The organism is Actinoplanes sandaracinus, from assembly GCF_030009775.1.
Taxonomy (GTDB): domain Bacteria; phylum Actinomycetota; class Actinomycetes; order Mycobacteriales; family Micromonosporaceae; genus Actinoplanes; species Actinoplanes sandaracinus.
This window is the reverse complement of record NZ_JASCTH010000012.1, coordinates 1-13165: the sequence shown is the minus strand read 5'-3', so window position 1 is coordinate 13165 and position 13165 is coordinate 1. Positions and strand designations below refer to the sequence as shown.

Sequence of the window (13165 nt, the reverse complement as noted above, 5' to 3'; positions counted from 1 at the left end):
TCATCGGTGGCTGAGCGTCCTTACACCTTGCTGAGCTGTGGCATGTCCATCGACGGTTACGTCGACGACACCACCGAGGAGCGCCTGCTCCTCTCGAACGAAGCAGACTTCGACCGGGTCGACGCGGTCCGCGCCCAGTGCGACGCGATCCTCGTCGGCGCCGGGACGATCCGGCAGGACAACCCGCGGCTGATGGTGCGGTCCGGGGCCCGCCGTGCCGCCCGGATCGCCCGAGGGGCGCAACCGGACCCGGTGAAGGTCACCGTAACCGGCAGCTGCCACCTCGACCCGGAGGCGTCTTTCTTCACCGCGGGTGACGCCGACAAGCTCGTCTACTGTGCGACGTCGACCGTCGAGGGGGCGCGTGAGCTGCTCGGCGGCCGCGCGACCGTGGTGGACGGCGGCGATCCGGTCGACGTCCGGCTGGTCTCGGCCGACCTGGGCGCGCGGGGCGTGCGCCGGCTCATGGTCGAGGGCGGCGGCCACATGCACACCCAGTTCCTCGCCGCCGGGATCGCCGACGAGTTGCAGCTGGTGGTGGCGCCGTTCTTCGTCGGTGATTCGCGGGCGCCGCGGTTCGTCTACGACGGCGCCTTTCCGTGGAGCTCCGACAACCGGGCGACCCTCGCTGAGGTCCGCCCGATCGGTGACGTGGTGCTGCTGCGGTACGCCCTGTCCGAACGTTTCGGTGAGCCCTGACCTTTCCGTCAAGCCGGGACACCACCGGAGTAGGCGGGACGCCGAGCCTCCACCCGTACCGCCGCCCGGAGAACGCGGGCGGCGGGCAGCGGCACGATGATCGGAGCCGGCGCCATCGCCGGAACGTGCGCCGCCGCGATCGCCGGGCTGAGAGTCAGGGGCGAAGCGGGCGCCGCCGCGATCGCCGGGGTCAGCGCCGGAGCGGTCCGCGGCTTCTCCGCGCGGCGCGCCACCAGCCGCACCACCAGGACCACCGCGCCCGGGATGGCCGCGACGAACGCCAGGATGCCGTAGGCCACCGCGATCGTCAGGCCCTGCGCCGCGCTCAGGCCCGCGGCGCCGAACGCCCAGGCCATCACCCCTTCACGGGGTCCCCAGCCGCCGACGTTGATCGGCAGGCCCATCGCGAGCAGCGCCAGCAGCAGCAGGGGCGCCAGCTCCAGCAGCGACGCCACGCTGCCGGCGGCACGCGCCGCGACCAGGAACGTCGCCAGATGCCCGGCGAGCGCCGCCGCGGAGGCGAGCAGCACGCCCGGCCCGCTGCGCCACGACAGCAGCCCCGCGCGGATCTCGCTCATCCCGGCCCGGGCTGCGCCCGCCGCCTTCGAGCGCCCGCGCCGCAGCCGCCGCATGCCGAGGAACACCAGGACGCCGGCCGAGGCGATCCCCGCGGTCACCGCGGCGGTCCGCGCCCCGTTCGCGTGGAGGAGATCAAAGACCGGCGAGGGTACGGTGACGAGCACCGCCGCCCCCACCACCAGCAGGACGATCATTCCCGCCGTGCGCTCCAGGACGACCGCCCGGACCCCGCGGCCCAGGTCGCCGGAATCCTTGCCGTGCCGCACCGCCCGCCCGACGTCGCCGAGGATCCCGCCCGGCAGCGCCGCGTTCAGGAACAACGCCTGGTAGTAGTCGGCCGTCGCGTCCTTCAGCGTCAGCCGCATGCCCAGCCCGCGCGCCACCAGGCACCAGCGCCATGCGCTGAGCACCGTGGTCGCGGCGCCGATCCCCAGCGCCGCCACCAGAGCGCCCGTGTCGAGCACCCGAAGGCCGTCCAGGAACGCCCCGGTCCCGAGTCGCCACATCACCAGGGCCAGAATTCCGGCCCCACCCAGCAGGCGTAGCCAGGCCCAGATAGATCGCGTCACGTCCCATGTCCCCTCGTCGCTCTCGAGGACTAGTACGCCCGGTCAGCCACCCACGGTTCAGTTGAAGATCGCTAAAACATCCTTGTGTCCCACGGAAGCGTGCGGAAGTGCCGCCAAACGGCGCTCCAGATAGTCGCCGAGCGGCAGGCCGGGGCGCTCCTCCAGGGCCGCCGCGACCCATCCGCGCAGCCATTCCGCGGTGAGGGCGGGCATCGCCGGGCCGAGACGCCACGGGCTCGGGCGTACGGTCACCCGCGCTCCCACCCGCACGAACGCGGCCTCGGCGGCCTCCGCGGCGTCCGGTCCGAGCAGCCGCCGCCCGTCGACGACCCGCCGCTGGTGAGCGTTGAAAGCGGCCGTGACCTCGGCGTCCAGCGGGTCGTCCGGCGCCAGCCGCACCTCCCCGGTCACCGAGAGGGTGAAGAGCACCGCCACGCGGGCCTGGGCGCAGACCTCCGCCAGCCGGGCGACCTCGTCGGCGGTGAGCAGGTCGAGCAGCGCCGAGCAGGTGACCAGATCCGTTCCGGCCAGGTCGGCGGCGGTGAGTTCGGCGACATCCAGGCGCTGTGTGCTGACCGTCACCCCGTCCGGCATGCCGTTCGCCGCCCGCAGCAGCAGCGCCGGATCCCGGTCCGTCATGATCCAGTGCTGTGGGCCGGGCGGCAACAGCGGTGACAGCCAGCGCCCCAGCGAACCGGTCCCGCAGCCGAGGTCGCGCACGGTCCGCACCGGCCGGGGAAGCTGTTCGACCAGATCCAGCGCCCGCGCGGCCGCGTCGGCGGGTTCCCGCAGGGTCAGCCACCCGGCGCTGAACTCGCCCTCCTCCGGCGCGCTCATGGTCGGTCCCGCCCCGCGGATCCCGTCGGCGGGCGCCGGCCCGGTCTCACTGAACGTGATGATCTCGGCTCCTGATCCACCGGCGCCGGTCGTGCCGGCCGTCCCGGCGGGGCTGCCCGTCTCCGGCCTGCCGTGTACCTCGGTCATGTCTGCCTCCTTCGGCATCGTCGCTCGCGCCGGGGCGTGTCAGGTGATGTCATCGAGCACCTCACCCAGGCGGCGGGCGGTCTCGTCCCAGCCGGTCAGGGTCTGTCGGCGGGCCCGGGCGTGCGCCCGCCAGCGGTCGCGCAGGCCGGGGTCGGTCAGCCAGTCGCGCAGGGCGGCAGCCAGGGCCTCCGGGTCGTCCGGCGGGATCAGGCGGCCGGGAAGGCCGCCGTCCGGGGCGGCGCCGAGCGCCTCCGGGACACCCCCGACGTCCGTCGCCACCACCGGCAGGCCACGGGCCAACGCCTCGGTCACCACCATGCCGTACGTCTCGGCCCGCGACGGCAACACGAAGAGATCCGCGTTCGCGTACGCGTCGTCGAGCGCGCCGCCACTCAACGGCCCGGCGACGTGCACGCGCGCGCCCACCGGCCCGGCCGGCAGCCGAAGGCGGCCGGCGCCGGCGATCGTGCAGGTCCAGTCCAGGCCGGTCAGCCGGGACAGAGCCTCCACCAGAAGGTCCTGGCCCTTGCGGTGGGTCAGGGACGCCACGTTCAGCAGGCGGCCGCCGGTGGGGGAGGGCCGCGCGAGCGGAGCCTTGTCCACGCCCGGCGGGACGACGTGGACGCCGGAGAGACCGTGCATCTGTTCGACCCGGCGGGCGGCGGGGGTGCTGGTGGCGATCACCGCGGCGGCCAGGCGCAGGGCGCGGGACTCGCACGCGCGCAGTGCGGCGGCCTCCTCGTCCGGGAGGCCGGTCTCGTCGCTCAGCGGCAGGTGGACCAGGATCGCCAGCCGGAGGCGGTTCGCGTGGGGTTCCAGCAGTTCCGGGACACCGCACGCGATCAGGCCGTCCAGCAGGACCAGCGCGCCGTCGCTCAGGTCGCCGAGGATCGCGGTCAGGGCCCGGCGGTCCGGCTCGGCGGGGCGGGGCCAATTCCCGTCGAGCAGGAGCTCCCGCGTCCGGAAGAGCGGCAGCGGCCTCTTGCGCGGGGCGGATGGCGTGGGCCGTACCCCGTCGGGGTCTTCGGAAGAGGGACCGGCCGTGAGGCGGCGGAGGACCTCGCGGTCGTATCGGTTGCCGCCGCTGGGTGCCGCCGGGTCGTCGATCGACGCCGGCAGCACCGCGAACAGCGGGTGAATCACAGGGTGCGCTCGTAGGACGCCCAGGCGATGTGCGATTCGTGGAGGGTCACCGAGATGCCGGTGAGGCCGGTCGCGCCGGGGCCGAGTTCGCCGGCCTGCGCGCGGACCGCGAGGCGGTCGGCGATGACCTTGGCGAGGAACTCGGTGGAGGTGTTGACGCCGGAGAATTCCGGGTCGTCGTCGAGGTTGCGGTAGCTGAGCCCGGAGCAGATGGTGTGCAGCTGCTCGCTCGCCCGGCCGATGTCGACCACGATGTTGTCGTCGTCCAGCTCGGGTCGGCGGAACGTCGCGTCCACCACGAAGGTGGCGCCGTGCAGGCGCTGGGCCGGTCCGAAGACCTCGCCGGAGAAGCTGTGCGCGATCATGATGTGGTCGCGGACGGTGACGCTGAACAAGGGTTCTCTCCTCTGTGCGGTTCGTGGCGGTACTACGGGTACCCGATGTCGAAAGATCAATTCCCGGTCAGTAGTCGATCACGTGACAGAGGGCCTTCAGGGTGCCGTCCGCGAGCCGCGGCAGCACCCGCGGCAGGTCCTCGAAGCGGTCGTGCCCGGTGATGAGGGCGTCGAACCGGGGGTCCTTCAGCAGGTCGAGGGCCACCTGGAGGCGCTCGGCGTAGCTGCGGTGGCGGGTGGGGGAGATGCCGCCGACCTGGCTGCTGCGGATCGTCAGGCGCTTGCTGTGGAAGAACTCACCCAGCGGCACGGCGATCCGGCGGTCCCCGAACCAGCTCAGCTCGACGACCGTGCCCTCGGTGCGGAGCAGCTCCAGCGAGCGGTGCAGGCCCTGCTCGGTCGCGCTCGCATGGATGACGATGTCGCGCCCGTCGCGCGCGTCGTCCGGGTGCGCGAACCCGACGTTCAGTAGTTTGGAGATCGCTTCCCGGCCCGGGTCGACGTCCACCAGCTGCACGTCGGTACCGGGCAGACCGGCCAGGACGGCCGCGACCGACAGGCCGACCATGCCGCCACCGACCACCGTGATCCGGTCGCCGATCTGCGGCGCCGCGTCCCACACGGCGTTCACCGCGGTCTCCACCGTCCCGGCCAGCACCGCACGCGCCGGCGGAACCCCGTCCGGGACGACCGTGACGGCCGACGCCGGGACCACGAAGTGGGTCTGATGCGGGTAGAGGCTGAAGACGGTCTTCCCGGTCAGCGACGGGTCGCCGTCCTCGACCACGCCGACGTTGAGGTAGCCGTACTTCACCGGGGCCGGGAAATCGCCGTCCTGGAAGGGAGCCCGCATCGTCGCCCACTGGCTCCGCGGGACGCGTCCCTGGAAGACCAGCGTCTCCGTGCCACGGCTCACTCCCGTGTGCAGTGTGCGCACCAGCACATCGGTCGGCGAGGGAGTGGGCACCTGTTCGGTGCGTATCTCGCCGGTTCCCGGGCAAGTCAACCAGAACGCGCGCGCCGTCAAAGTCTTCCCTTCCATCACTGAACCAAAAGTCCCCGGCGAGCGTGTCAATCGGGGACAGCGGCTAAACCCTACGTCCAGGAGGAACGGTGACCATCAGTACCGCCACGACCACGACGAGTCCGTACCGGGCTCCGCTGGCCGGGTTCGTCGCCCAGCTCCTGCTGCTGGGCGCGCTCGCCGTCACGGTGGGTCTCAGCACGTGGGGCCTGGTGGCCGGGGTGGTCTACGGCGCCGTCCTGTGCGGCCTGCTGGGTCTCGCTCTCCAGCGTGCGGGAATGACCCGGCTCGGATGGGCGAATTCGGTCACGTTTAGCCGGGCGATCCTCACCGGCGGCGTGACCGCCCTGATCGTCGCCCATGTCGCCGGCGCCGAGACGCCGGTCGCGCTGTTGGTCACCCTCGCCGGGGTCGCCCTCGCCATGGACGGCATCGACGGCCAGGTGGCCCGCCGTACCGGCACCACCACCTCGCTGGGTGCCCGCTTCGACATGGAGATCGACTCCATCCTCGTCCTGGTCCTCAGCGTCTACGCCGGCTCCGAGCTGGGCTGGTGGGCCGTCGCGATCGGCGTCTTCCGCTACGCCTTCGTCGCCGCCTCGTGGGCGCTGCCCTGGCTGAACGCCCCGACCCCGCCGCGCTTCAGCCGCAAGGTGGTCGCGGCCGTGCAGGGCGTCATCCTCGTCGCGGTCGCCAGCGGCCTGCTGCCGACCCTGGTGGCCGTGCTCGCCCTGGTCGTCGTGCTGGCCCCGCTGACCTGGTCGTTCGGCTGCGACATCGCCTGGCTCTACCGCGCGTCCCGCGTCAGTGAGACGGCCCGCAGCCGCTGGTCCGCCCCGAACCGCGAACACGCCATGGCCGGTTGATCGACTCAGCCGGTTGATCGACCCAGCCGGCTGATCAGCTGGGGAAACGCCGGTCCAGGACGGTGAGGGCGAGCCGGCCCCAGGTGATGTTCTCGCGCTCGAAGATGATGCCCCGCTGCAACGTCAGGTACGGGCCGATGCGGTTGCCGGTGGAGAGGAACTCCTCGTCGCCGCGGTCGCCGAGGATCTCCTTCAGGCGCTGCTCGTAACTCTCCAGGCGGCGCGCGCTCGACTCGATCCGAGCCTCGATCGACGACCGGACGCAGGCCACGTCGGCGTGGGCCAGCGCCTCGATCTGGACGAGCAGCTCGTCGCGTACCGTCGTGGGTCTCGGGTCCTGCCGGGTGAAGGCCCGCAGGGCCGACCGCCCGGCGTCGGTGAGGGAGAAGAGCCGTTTGTCGGGGCGTTTGGACTGGGCGACCACCCGGGCCGACAGCAGCCCCTCGGCCTCCATCTTCTCCAGCTCGCGGTAGAGCTGCTGCGAGGTGGCGGTCCAGAAGGCCGCCACCGACACATGGAACTGCTTGGCCAGCTCGTAACCGGACGCCTCACGGTTGATGAGGGCGGCGAGGACAGCGTTGCGAAGCGACACGGGACTAAAGGTTACGAGCCGCGCGGACCGAACTCGGGAGCCGTCCGCTTCATCGCCGCACGCTGGAGGATCTTCGTGTTCCGCAGCGTGAGAAGGCGCAGCTGAACCCGTCGCTCGCGGGCGAACGTGCGCCGGGCACTGGCCGTCACCGCCCCGTCGAGCAGGCGTTTCGCGGCGGCGACCGCGTCGGGGGAGCGACCGGCGAGCCGCTGGGCGAACGCGGTGGCGGCGGCGATCGGGTCGTCGTGCACCTCGGTCACCAGGCCGAGCCGGTCGGCCTCGGCGCCGGAGATCTCCTCAGCGGTCATCGTCAGGCGCTTGGCGACGTCGAGCCCGACCACCTCGGTCAGGGTCCGGATGCCGGTCATGTCGGGGATGATGCCCCACTTGCCCTCCAGCACCGACCACTTCGAGTCGCCGGTGGCGAAGCGGAAATCCGCGGCCAGCGCGATCTGCAGGCCACCGCCGTAGCAGTGGCCGTGTACGGCCGCGATCACCGGGACCGGCACCCGCCGCCACGCCCAGCACGCCTCCTGGAACAGGTTCGTCCCGCGCCACGGCGCCGGCAGGAAGGCGCCGACGATCCGGCGCGGTTGCTTCAGCGTGCCGGGGATGTCCAGGCCCGCGCAGAACGAGGCGCCCTCGCCGGCGAGGATCACGGCCCGGATCGTACGGTCGCGGCGCAGCCGCCCGGCCGTGGCGACCAGCTCGGCGAGCGTGTCCAGGGTGAGGGCGTTGAGCTTGTCGGGGCGGGCCAGGCGCACGTGCGCGACGCCGTCCTCGATCCGGGTGGTCACCAGGGTCATGTCATGAGTCCTTTACAGGCGTGCGGCGAGCTCGGTCGCCTGCTTGATCGCGCGTTTCGCGTCCAGTTCGGCGGCCACGTCGGCGCCGCCGATCACGTGCACCGCGACGCCCCGGGCGGTGAGCGGCGCGACGAGGTCACGCACCGACTCCTGGCCGGCGCAGACCACCACGGTGTCCACCGCCAGCAGGCGGGCCTCCCGCGGCGACTTCGGGTCCTTCGGGTTCGCCGGCACGGTGATGTGCAGGCCCTCGTCGTCGACGCGGACGTACTCGACGCCGCGCAGCATCGCCACCCCGGAGTCCTGCAGGGTCGCGCGGTGCACCCAGCCGCTGGTCTTGCCGAGGCCCTTGCCGAGCGCGCTGTCCTTGCGCTGGAGCAGGTGCACCTCCCGCCGCGGCGGGGCCTTCACCTTCATGGTGAGGCCGCCGCGCTGCTCGGCGGGATCGGTCACCCCCCAGCGCCGCATCCAGTGTTCGGCCGACTCGCCCGGCTCGTGCAGCAGGAACTCGGCGACGTCGAAGCCGATCCCGCCGGCGCCTATCACCGCGACCCGCGCGCCGACCGGGGCGTCCCCGCCCACGACCTGCTGGTAGGTCACCACCGACGGGTGCTCGATCCCGGGGATCGGCGGCACCCGCGGCGTCACCCCGGTCGCCACGACCACGTCATCGAACCCGGTCAGATCATCGGCGGCGACGCGCTTGCCGAGATGCAGGGTGATTCCGCGGGTCTCGATCATGTGCTGGTAGTAGGTCAGCGTGTGGGCGAAGTCCTCCTTGCCGGGGATGCGCGCGGCCAGCCGGAACTGCCCGCCGATCCGCTCGGCGGCCTCGAAGATCTCCACCCGGTGCCCACGGCCGGCGAGCTCCACCGCCGCCGCCAGGCCGGCGGGGCCGGCCCCCACGACAGCGACCTTCTTGACGGTACGGGTGGGCGAGAGCACCAGCTCGGTCTCGTACCCGGCGCGCGGGTTCAGCATGCAGGTGGCCCGCTTGTTGCTGAACGTGTGGTCGAGGCAGGCCTGGTTGCACGCGATGCAGGTGATGATCTCGCTCGCCCGGCCCTCGGCGGCCTTGTTCACGAACTCGGCGTCGGCCAGCAGCGGGCGGGCCATCGACACCAGATCGGCGTCGCCCGCGGCGAGGATCCGCTCGGCGATCTCCGGGCGGTTGATCCGGTTCGAGGCGATCACCGGCACCGACACCTCGCGCCGCAGCTTGCCGGTCACCCACGCGAACGCGGCCGGCGGCACCGACGTGACGATGGTCGGCACCCGGGCCTCGTGCCAGCCGATCCCGGTGTTCAGGATCGACACGCCGCCCTCCTGGAGGCCGCGCGCCAGCTCGACGGTCTCCTCCCAGGACTGCGCGTCGTCGACCAGGTCGAGCAGGCTGATCCGGTACTGCACGATGAAGTCGGCGCCGACCAGGTCACGGGTCCGCTTCACGATCTCCAGGGGGAACCGCATCCGCTTCTGGGCGCTGCCGCCCCAGGCGTCGGTGCGGTCGTTCGTGCGGGCGGTCAGGAACTGGTTGATCAGGTAGCCCTCGGAGCCCATGACCTCGACACCGTCGTAGCCGGCCCGCTTCGCCAGGGCCGCGGCCCTCGCGAACGCGGTCGCCGTGCGGTCGACCTCGCGGGCGCTCATCGCGCGCGGCTTGAACGGCGTGATCGGCGACTTCTTCCGCGACGCGGCGGCGCTGAACGGGTGGTAGGCGTACCGCCCCGCGTGCAGCACCTGCAACAGGATCTTGCCGTCGTGCTGGTGCACGGCGTCGGTCACCGTGCGGTGCCGGCGGGCCTGTCCGGTCGTGGTCATCTGGCTGCCGAACGGCAGAAGCCAGCCCCGCCACGTCGGCGCGTAACCGCCGGTGACGATGAGGGCGGTGCCGCCCTTGGCCCGCTCGGCGAAGAACGCGGCGAGTTTCGGCAGGTCACGCGCCCGGTCCTCGAGCTTCGTGTGCATGGAGCCCATGACGACCCGGTTGCGCAGCACGGTGTGCCCGAGGTCGAGCGGGCTGAGCAGGGTCGGAAACGCAGTGCCCATGTCGTCGGCCTCCTCGCGGATAACTGGCCGCCGCAGCATAGACAACAAAACACCTATGCAACAAGTTGCCTATAGGCCGCTCCTGAACCCCTCCCGCCGCCCGGCGTTTCGTCGGCCCGGCCCTGTGCGCCGCAGGCCCGGCGGCGTCAGCCGTCGCTGACGCGTGTTCTGGTGGTGGGTGGCGTGCGTGGGCTACGGCTGGGTGGGGATAGGGGAGGCGTGGCTGTTCAAGTGGCTGTCTGCGGGCCGGCGGAATGCACCGCCGAAGAGGCCGCGCACGCCCGGCGGGTGGGCGAACTGCTCGCCGGGCACGGCGCTGTCGTTCTCTGCGGCGGCGGGACCGGGGTGATGGCCGCGGTGGCCGCGGGCACCCGCGGCAAGGGTGGGACGGTCGTCGGCATCCGGCCCGGTGACGGCACGGAAGAGGCTTCCCCGGACCTTTCGGTGACCGTCGTGACGAACATGGGGCAGGCCCGGAACGCCGTCATCGTCTGGTCCGCCGACGCGGTCATCGGCATCGGCGGGTCGTGGGGCACGCTCAGTGAGATCGCCCTGGCCATGCGACGCGGCGGAATCCCGGTGGTGTCGCTCGGCGGCTGGCGGGTCGTGCGGGCCGACGGCGCGCCCGTGCCCGGACTCCGTCACGCGGCGACGCCGGAGGACGCGGTCGCGGAAGCCCTGCGCGGCGCGGGAGGTCCCGGTGTTGCGTTCTGGTGAACTTCTTCCGCGCCTACGCGCGGGCGCATCCGGGGCCCGCGGCGACCCCGTCGACGATGCGGTACCGCGAGATGTCACCCCGGACGTAGTCGGTCAGCTGCCCGATCGAGGCTGGCGCCGCTCCGTTGTTCATCAGGTAGCCCACGATCGCGGTGTCCACCGTCCGGCAGGTCGCCTGGTCGGCGACCTTCTGGGCACGGGACTCCAGGTCCCTGGGGTTCAACGCAACGTAAGAAACGCCGGCAATACTCACCGTGAGCGCACTGGTCATCGCAAGTTCGATCAAACGCACTGGTGCAGGCTAGTCATGATCACTAAAAGTAGTCCCCTGGCTGATCGGTCAAGATCCTGAACCTCAAGTGCCACTCTGTGTAACAGCCCTGCCGGGCGAATGAATCGACGTGACTCGCGCCCCGGATGCTACGGTGATTACTCGCAGCAACGGTCTGATTACGCTGGAGGATCCCATGCGTCGTGCCGCTGTCGTTCTCGCCCTCGCCCTCGCCGGGCTGTGGATCGCCTCGCCCGCGAGCGCGTTCGCCCACACCGCGGTGCACGACCCGGTCATGCACACCGTGCTGGACGGGCTCACCCTGCTGGTCGCTTCCGCACCCGTGTGGACGGCCCTGCTCTGGAGCGGCGGCCGTCGCTGGCTGCTCGCCGCGCTGATCGGGATCGTTCAGATCCCGGTCGCGATCATCGGTTTCGTGCCGATCGCCAGTCCGTACCTGCACCTCACGCTGTTCGTTATCGCACTCGCCCTGACCGCGGCGTCGCTGCGGGTGGTGCGTGGCCAGGCACGGGCTGCCGCCGCCCTGCCGGCCCACCGGTAGGGGCGACGGGGGACCGGGCCTCTCAGCGGCCTGGTCCCCCGATGTGATGTCCGCGTAACCTCGCTGTCGGTGAGGCTGGCCACAATGAACACGTGGTGCACGAGACGATGATGCCGGTCAACGGCATCCATGTGTGCGTGGAGACGTTCGGCGAGCCCAACGAGGCTCCCCTGCTTCTCCTGGCCGGCGATGCCAGCTCGATGGACTGGTGGGACGACGAGTTCTGCCGGCGGCTGGCGGCCGGCGACAGGTTCGTCATCCGATACGACCAACGGGACACCGGGCGGTCGACCTCCTATCCGGCGGGCGCCCCCTCCTACTGCGCCGCCGACCTCCTGCACGACGCGGTCGGGGTGCTCGACGCGCTCGACGTGCCGGCCGCGCATCTGGTCGGCTTCTCGCACGGCGGCGTCCTCGCGCAGCGCCTCGCGGTGCATCATCCGTCCCGGGTGCTCAGCCTCACCCTCATCTCGACCAGCGCCGACGGCGCGACACCCCCGACGCCTCCGGTCGCGGCCGGCGGACCGGTCGCGGTCTCCGCGGGCACGGTCACGGCCGGTGTGCGTACGGTCGAGGCGCCCCCGGCCACCGACGAGACCGACTGGTCGGACCGCAAGGCGGCGGTCGCCCGCATGATCGACGAGATCCGGGCCGGCGGCGGCCCGTTCACCGCTGACGAACCGCACCTGCGCCGGCTCGCGGAGCGGGTCTTCGACCGGTCGGCCGACCTGGCCGCCACCCGCCTTAACCACCGCCTCACCGGTTACGGCCCGACCGTCCGTGACCTGCTCGGCGGCATCACCGTGCCGACGGTCGTCCTGCACGGCACCCTGGACCGGCGTTTCCCCGCCGGGCATCCGGAAGACCTGGCCCGGTGCATCCCCGGCGCCCGCCTCGTCTGGCTGGACGGCGTCGGCCACGAGTCTCCACCCCGCGCCGTCTGGGACCAGGTGCTCCGCGAGATCCTGACGCCCGCCGCTTGAACGGCTGTGCGAGCATCGCCGGATGCGGATCGTCGGCCAAGCCGGGCGGGACCGGTTCGGCCGGTTCGTCCTCGTCCCCGGCGCGGTTCTGGTGGCCGCGTCGCTCGCCTTCCACCGGGTGCTGCCGGGCGGCAGTCTCCTGCCGACGTTCCTGCCGTGGCTCGGGGTCACCGTGCCGGTCCTGTTCGTTCTCGCCGCCTGGCGCGGCTCCCGGCCGGCGCTGATCGCCTCGGTGCTGCCGCTCGCCGCCTGGCTCGCGATCTTCGGCGGCCACCTGATCCCGGACGGCGACACCCCGCACGACCTGGTGGCGGTCCAGCACAACGTCAGCGACGAGAACCCAGATCCGGCCGCGACCGTCCGCACTCTGCTCACCGCCGGCCCCGACCTGGTCGCGCTGGAGGAGATCGTCCCGGCGGCGCTGCCCGCCTACACGGCGGCGTTCCCCGCCGAATACGCCCACCACACCGTGCACGGCACCGTGGCGCTGTGGTCCCGGCATCCGCTCACCGAGGCCACCGCGCTGGACATCAGGCCCGCCGGGTTCGGCGCCGACTGGAACCGCGGGCTGCGCGCCGTCGTGCGGACCTCGCACGGCGACATCGCGGTCTACGTCGTCCACCTGCCGTCGGTGCGGCTCGGCGTGGGCGGCCTCGACACGGCACGCCGCGACGACAGCGCCCGCCGGCTCGCCGCGGCCCTGGCGGCCGAGCCCGTCCCCCGGGTGGTCCTGCTCGGCGACCTGAACGCCACGGTGGACGACCGCGGCCTGGAACCGGTCGTCTCCGGGCTGGGCCTAAGTGCTTGGGTTCGTAAATTCTTCGGGGGTTATGCGGCCAGGGCGTGTGCGGCAGGCTGGGTATTGCAGCCGGCGGGTTGCTGGAGGTTCTGCTCTTTCTGTTCGTGTCGCTCGATCCGGGTCATCA

15 protein-coding genes are annotated in these 13165 nt (G+C 72.2%); 6 read left to right on the top strand and 9 right to left on the bottom strand.

Annotation, left to right across the window (positions count from 1 at the left end; translation table 11 throughout):
* The first annotated feature begins 6 nt into the window (after window positions 1-6).
* Window positions 7-699, top strand: a complete 693-nt coding sequence (locus QLQ12_RS19135) for a RibD family protein (RefSeq protein ID WP_282761565.1) — start codon at window positions 7-9, stop codon at window positions 697-699.
* A gap of 8 nt (window positions 700-707) precedes the next feature.
* On the opposite strand, the gene QLQ12_RS19130 is transcribed toward QLQ12_RS19135, so the two are convergent.
* The 5 genes from QLQ12_RS19130 to QLQ12_RS19110 form a co-directional block, all read right to left on the bottom strand.
* Entirely contained in the window at window positions 708-1784 is a 1077-nt protein-coding gene (locus QLQ12_RS19130; RefSeq protein ID WP_407651515.1) for a lysylphosphatidylglycerol synthase transmembrane domain-containing protein, read from the bottom strand.
* Between the two features lie 120 nt (window positions 1785-1904).
* Window positions 1905-2684 carry a class I SAM-dependent methyltransferase gene (locus QLQ12_RS19125; protein WP_282761780.1) on the bottom strand — a complete coding sequence of 260 codons (780 nt, stop codon included), beginning with the start codon at window positions 2682-2684 and terminating at the stop codon, window positions 1905-1907.
* 186 nt (window positions 2685-2870) lie between these two features.
* Window positions 2871-3974 carry a glycosyltransferase family 4 protein gene (locus QLQ12_RS19120; protein WP_282761563.1) on the bottom strand — a complete coding sequence of 368 codons (1104 nt, stop codon included), beginning with the start codon at window positions 3972-3974 and terminating at the stop codon, window positions 2871-2873.
* Window positions 3971-4369, bottom strand: coding sequence for a 6-pyruvoyl trahydropterin synthase family protein (locus QLQ12_RS19115; RefSeq protein WP_282761562.1), 399 nt, complete (start codon window positions 4367-4369; stop codon window positions 3971-3973). Before QLQ12_RS19115 ends, QLQ12_RS19120 begins: the two co-directional genes overlap by 4 nt.
* 67 nt (window positions 4370-4436) lie before the next feature.
* Entirely contained in the window at window positions 4437-5411 is a 975-nt protein-coding gene (locus QLQ12_RS19110) for a zinc-dependent alcohol dehydrogenase (protein ID WP_282761561.1), read from the bottom strand.
* 71 nt (window positions 5412-5482) lie between these two features.
* On the opposite strand from QLQ12_RS19110, the gene QLQ12_RS19105 reads away from it, so the two are divergent.
* Window positions 5483-6259, top strand: coding sequence for a CDP-alcohol phosphatidyltransferase family protein (locus QLQ12_RS19105; protein WP_282761560.1), 777 nt, complete (start codon window positions 5483-5485; stop codon window positions 6257-6259).
* A 34-nt stretch (window positions 6260-6293) separates the two neighbouring features.
* Here the strand turns inward: QLQ12_RS19105 and QLQ12_RS19100 are convergent, their stop codons facing one another.
* From QLQ12_RS19100 to QLQ12_RS19090, 3 genes are read right to left on the bottom strand one after another with little or no spacing between them, the layout of a single operon-like run.
* A complete protein-coding gene (locus QLQ12_RS19100; RefSeq protein ID WP_282761559.1) occupies window positions 6294-6851 on the bottom strand; it encodes a PadR family transcriptional regulator in 558 nt (185 codons plus the stop codon).
* 11 nt (window positions 6852-6862) lie between these two features.
* Window positions 6863-7657, bottom strand: coding sequence for a crotonase/enoyl-CoA hydratase family protein (locus tag QLQ12_RS19095; RefSeq protein ID WP_282761558.1), 795 nt, complete (start codon window positions 7655-7657; stop codon window positions 6863-6865).
* Between the two features lie 12 nt (window positions 7658-7669).
* On the bottom strand, window positions 7670-9706 hold the full coding sequence (locus QLQ12_RS19090; protein ID WP_282761557.1) for an NADPH-dependent 2,4-dienoyl-CoA reductase: 2037 nt from the start codon (window positions 9704-9706) through the stop codon (window positions 7670-7672).
* Window positions 9707-9925: 219 nt separating this feature from the next.
* On the opposite strand from QLQ12_RS19090, the gene QLQ12_RS19085 reads away from it, so the two are divergent.
* Window positions 9926-10423 (top strand): TIGR00725 family protein, encoded by a 498-nt coding sequence (locus QLQ12_RS19085; RefSeq protein WP_282761556.1) that lies wholly within the window; start codon window positions 9926-9928, stop codon window positions 10421-10423.
* A gap of 13 nt (window positions 10424-10436) precedes the next feature.
* Here QLQ12_RS19085 and QLQ12_RS19080 read toward each other — a convergent pair whose 3' ends face one another.
* Window positions 10437-10646: a hypothetical protein gene (locus QLQ12_RS19080; RefSeq protein ID WP_282761555.1), complete on the bottom strand. Its 210-nt coding sequence runs from the start codon at window positions 10644-10646 to the stop codon at window positions 10437-10439.
* Window positions 10647-10890: 244 nt separating this feature from the next.
* On the opposite strand from QLQ12_RS19080, the gene QLQ12_RS19075 reads away from it, so the two are divergent.
* The 3 genes from QLQ12_RS19075 to QLQ12_RS19065 form a co-directional block, all read left to right on the top strand.
* Entirely contained in the window at window positions 10891-11256 is a 366-nt protein-coding gene (locus tag QLQ12_RS19075; RefSeq protein WP_282761554.1) for a hypothetical protein, read from the top strand.
* Window positions 11257-11348: 92 nt separating this feature from the next.
* Window positions 11349-12239, top strand: a complete 891-nt coding sequence (locus QLQ12_RS19070; RefSeq protein WP_282761553.1) for an alpha/beta fold hydrolase — start codon at window positions 11349-11351, stop codon at window positions 12237-12239.
* A gap of 22 nt (window positions 12240-12261) precedes the next feature.
* A partial coding sequence (locus tag QLQ12_RS19065; protein ID WP_282761552.1) for an endonuclease/exonuclease/phosphatase family protein occupies window positions 12262-13165 on the top strand: 904 nt, incomplete at its 3' end.

What these genes read in the sequence shown, in the direction of transcription:
- QLQ12_RS19130 (WP_407651515.1), bottom strand. Translation starts at nt 1,784, where the DNA reads ATGTGGCGACTCGGGACCGGGGCGTTCCTGGACGGCCTTCGGGTGCTC.
- QLQ12_RS19125 (WP_282761780.1), bottom strand. Translation starts at nt 2,684, where the DNA reads ATGAGCGCGCCGGAGGAGGGCGAGTTCAGCGCCGGGTGGCTGACCCTG.
- QLQ12_RS19110 (WP_282761561.1), bottom strand. Translation starts at nt 5,411, where the DNA reads ATGGAAGGGAAGACTTTGACGGCGCGCGCGTTCTGGTTGACTTGCCCG.
- QLQ12_RS19095 (WP_282761558.1), bottom strand. Translation starts at nt 7,657, where the DNA reads ATGACCCTGGTGACCACCCGGATCGAGGACGGCGTCGCGCACGTGCGC.
- QLQ12_RS19090 (WP_282761557.1), bottom strand. Translation starts at nt 9,706, where the DNA reads ATGGGCACTGCGTTTCCGACCCTGCTCAGCCCGCTCGACCTCGGGCAC.
- QLQ12_RS19075 (WP_282761554.1), top strand. Translation starts at nt 10,891, where the DNA reads ATGCGTCGTGCCGCTGTCGTTCTCGCCCTCGCCCTCGCCGGGCTGTGG.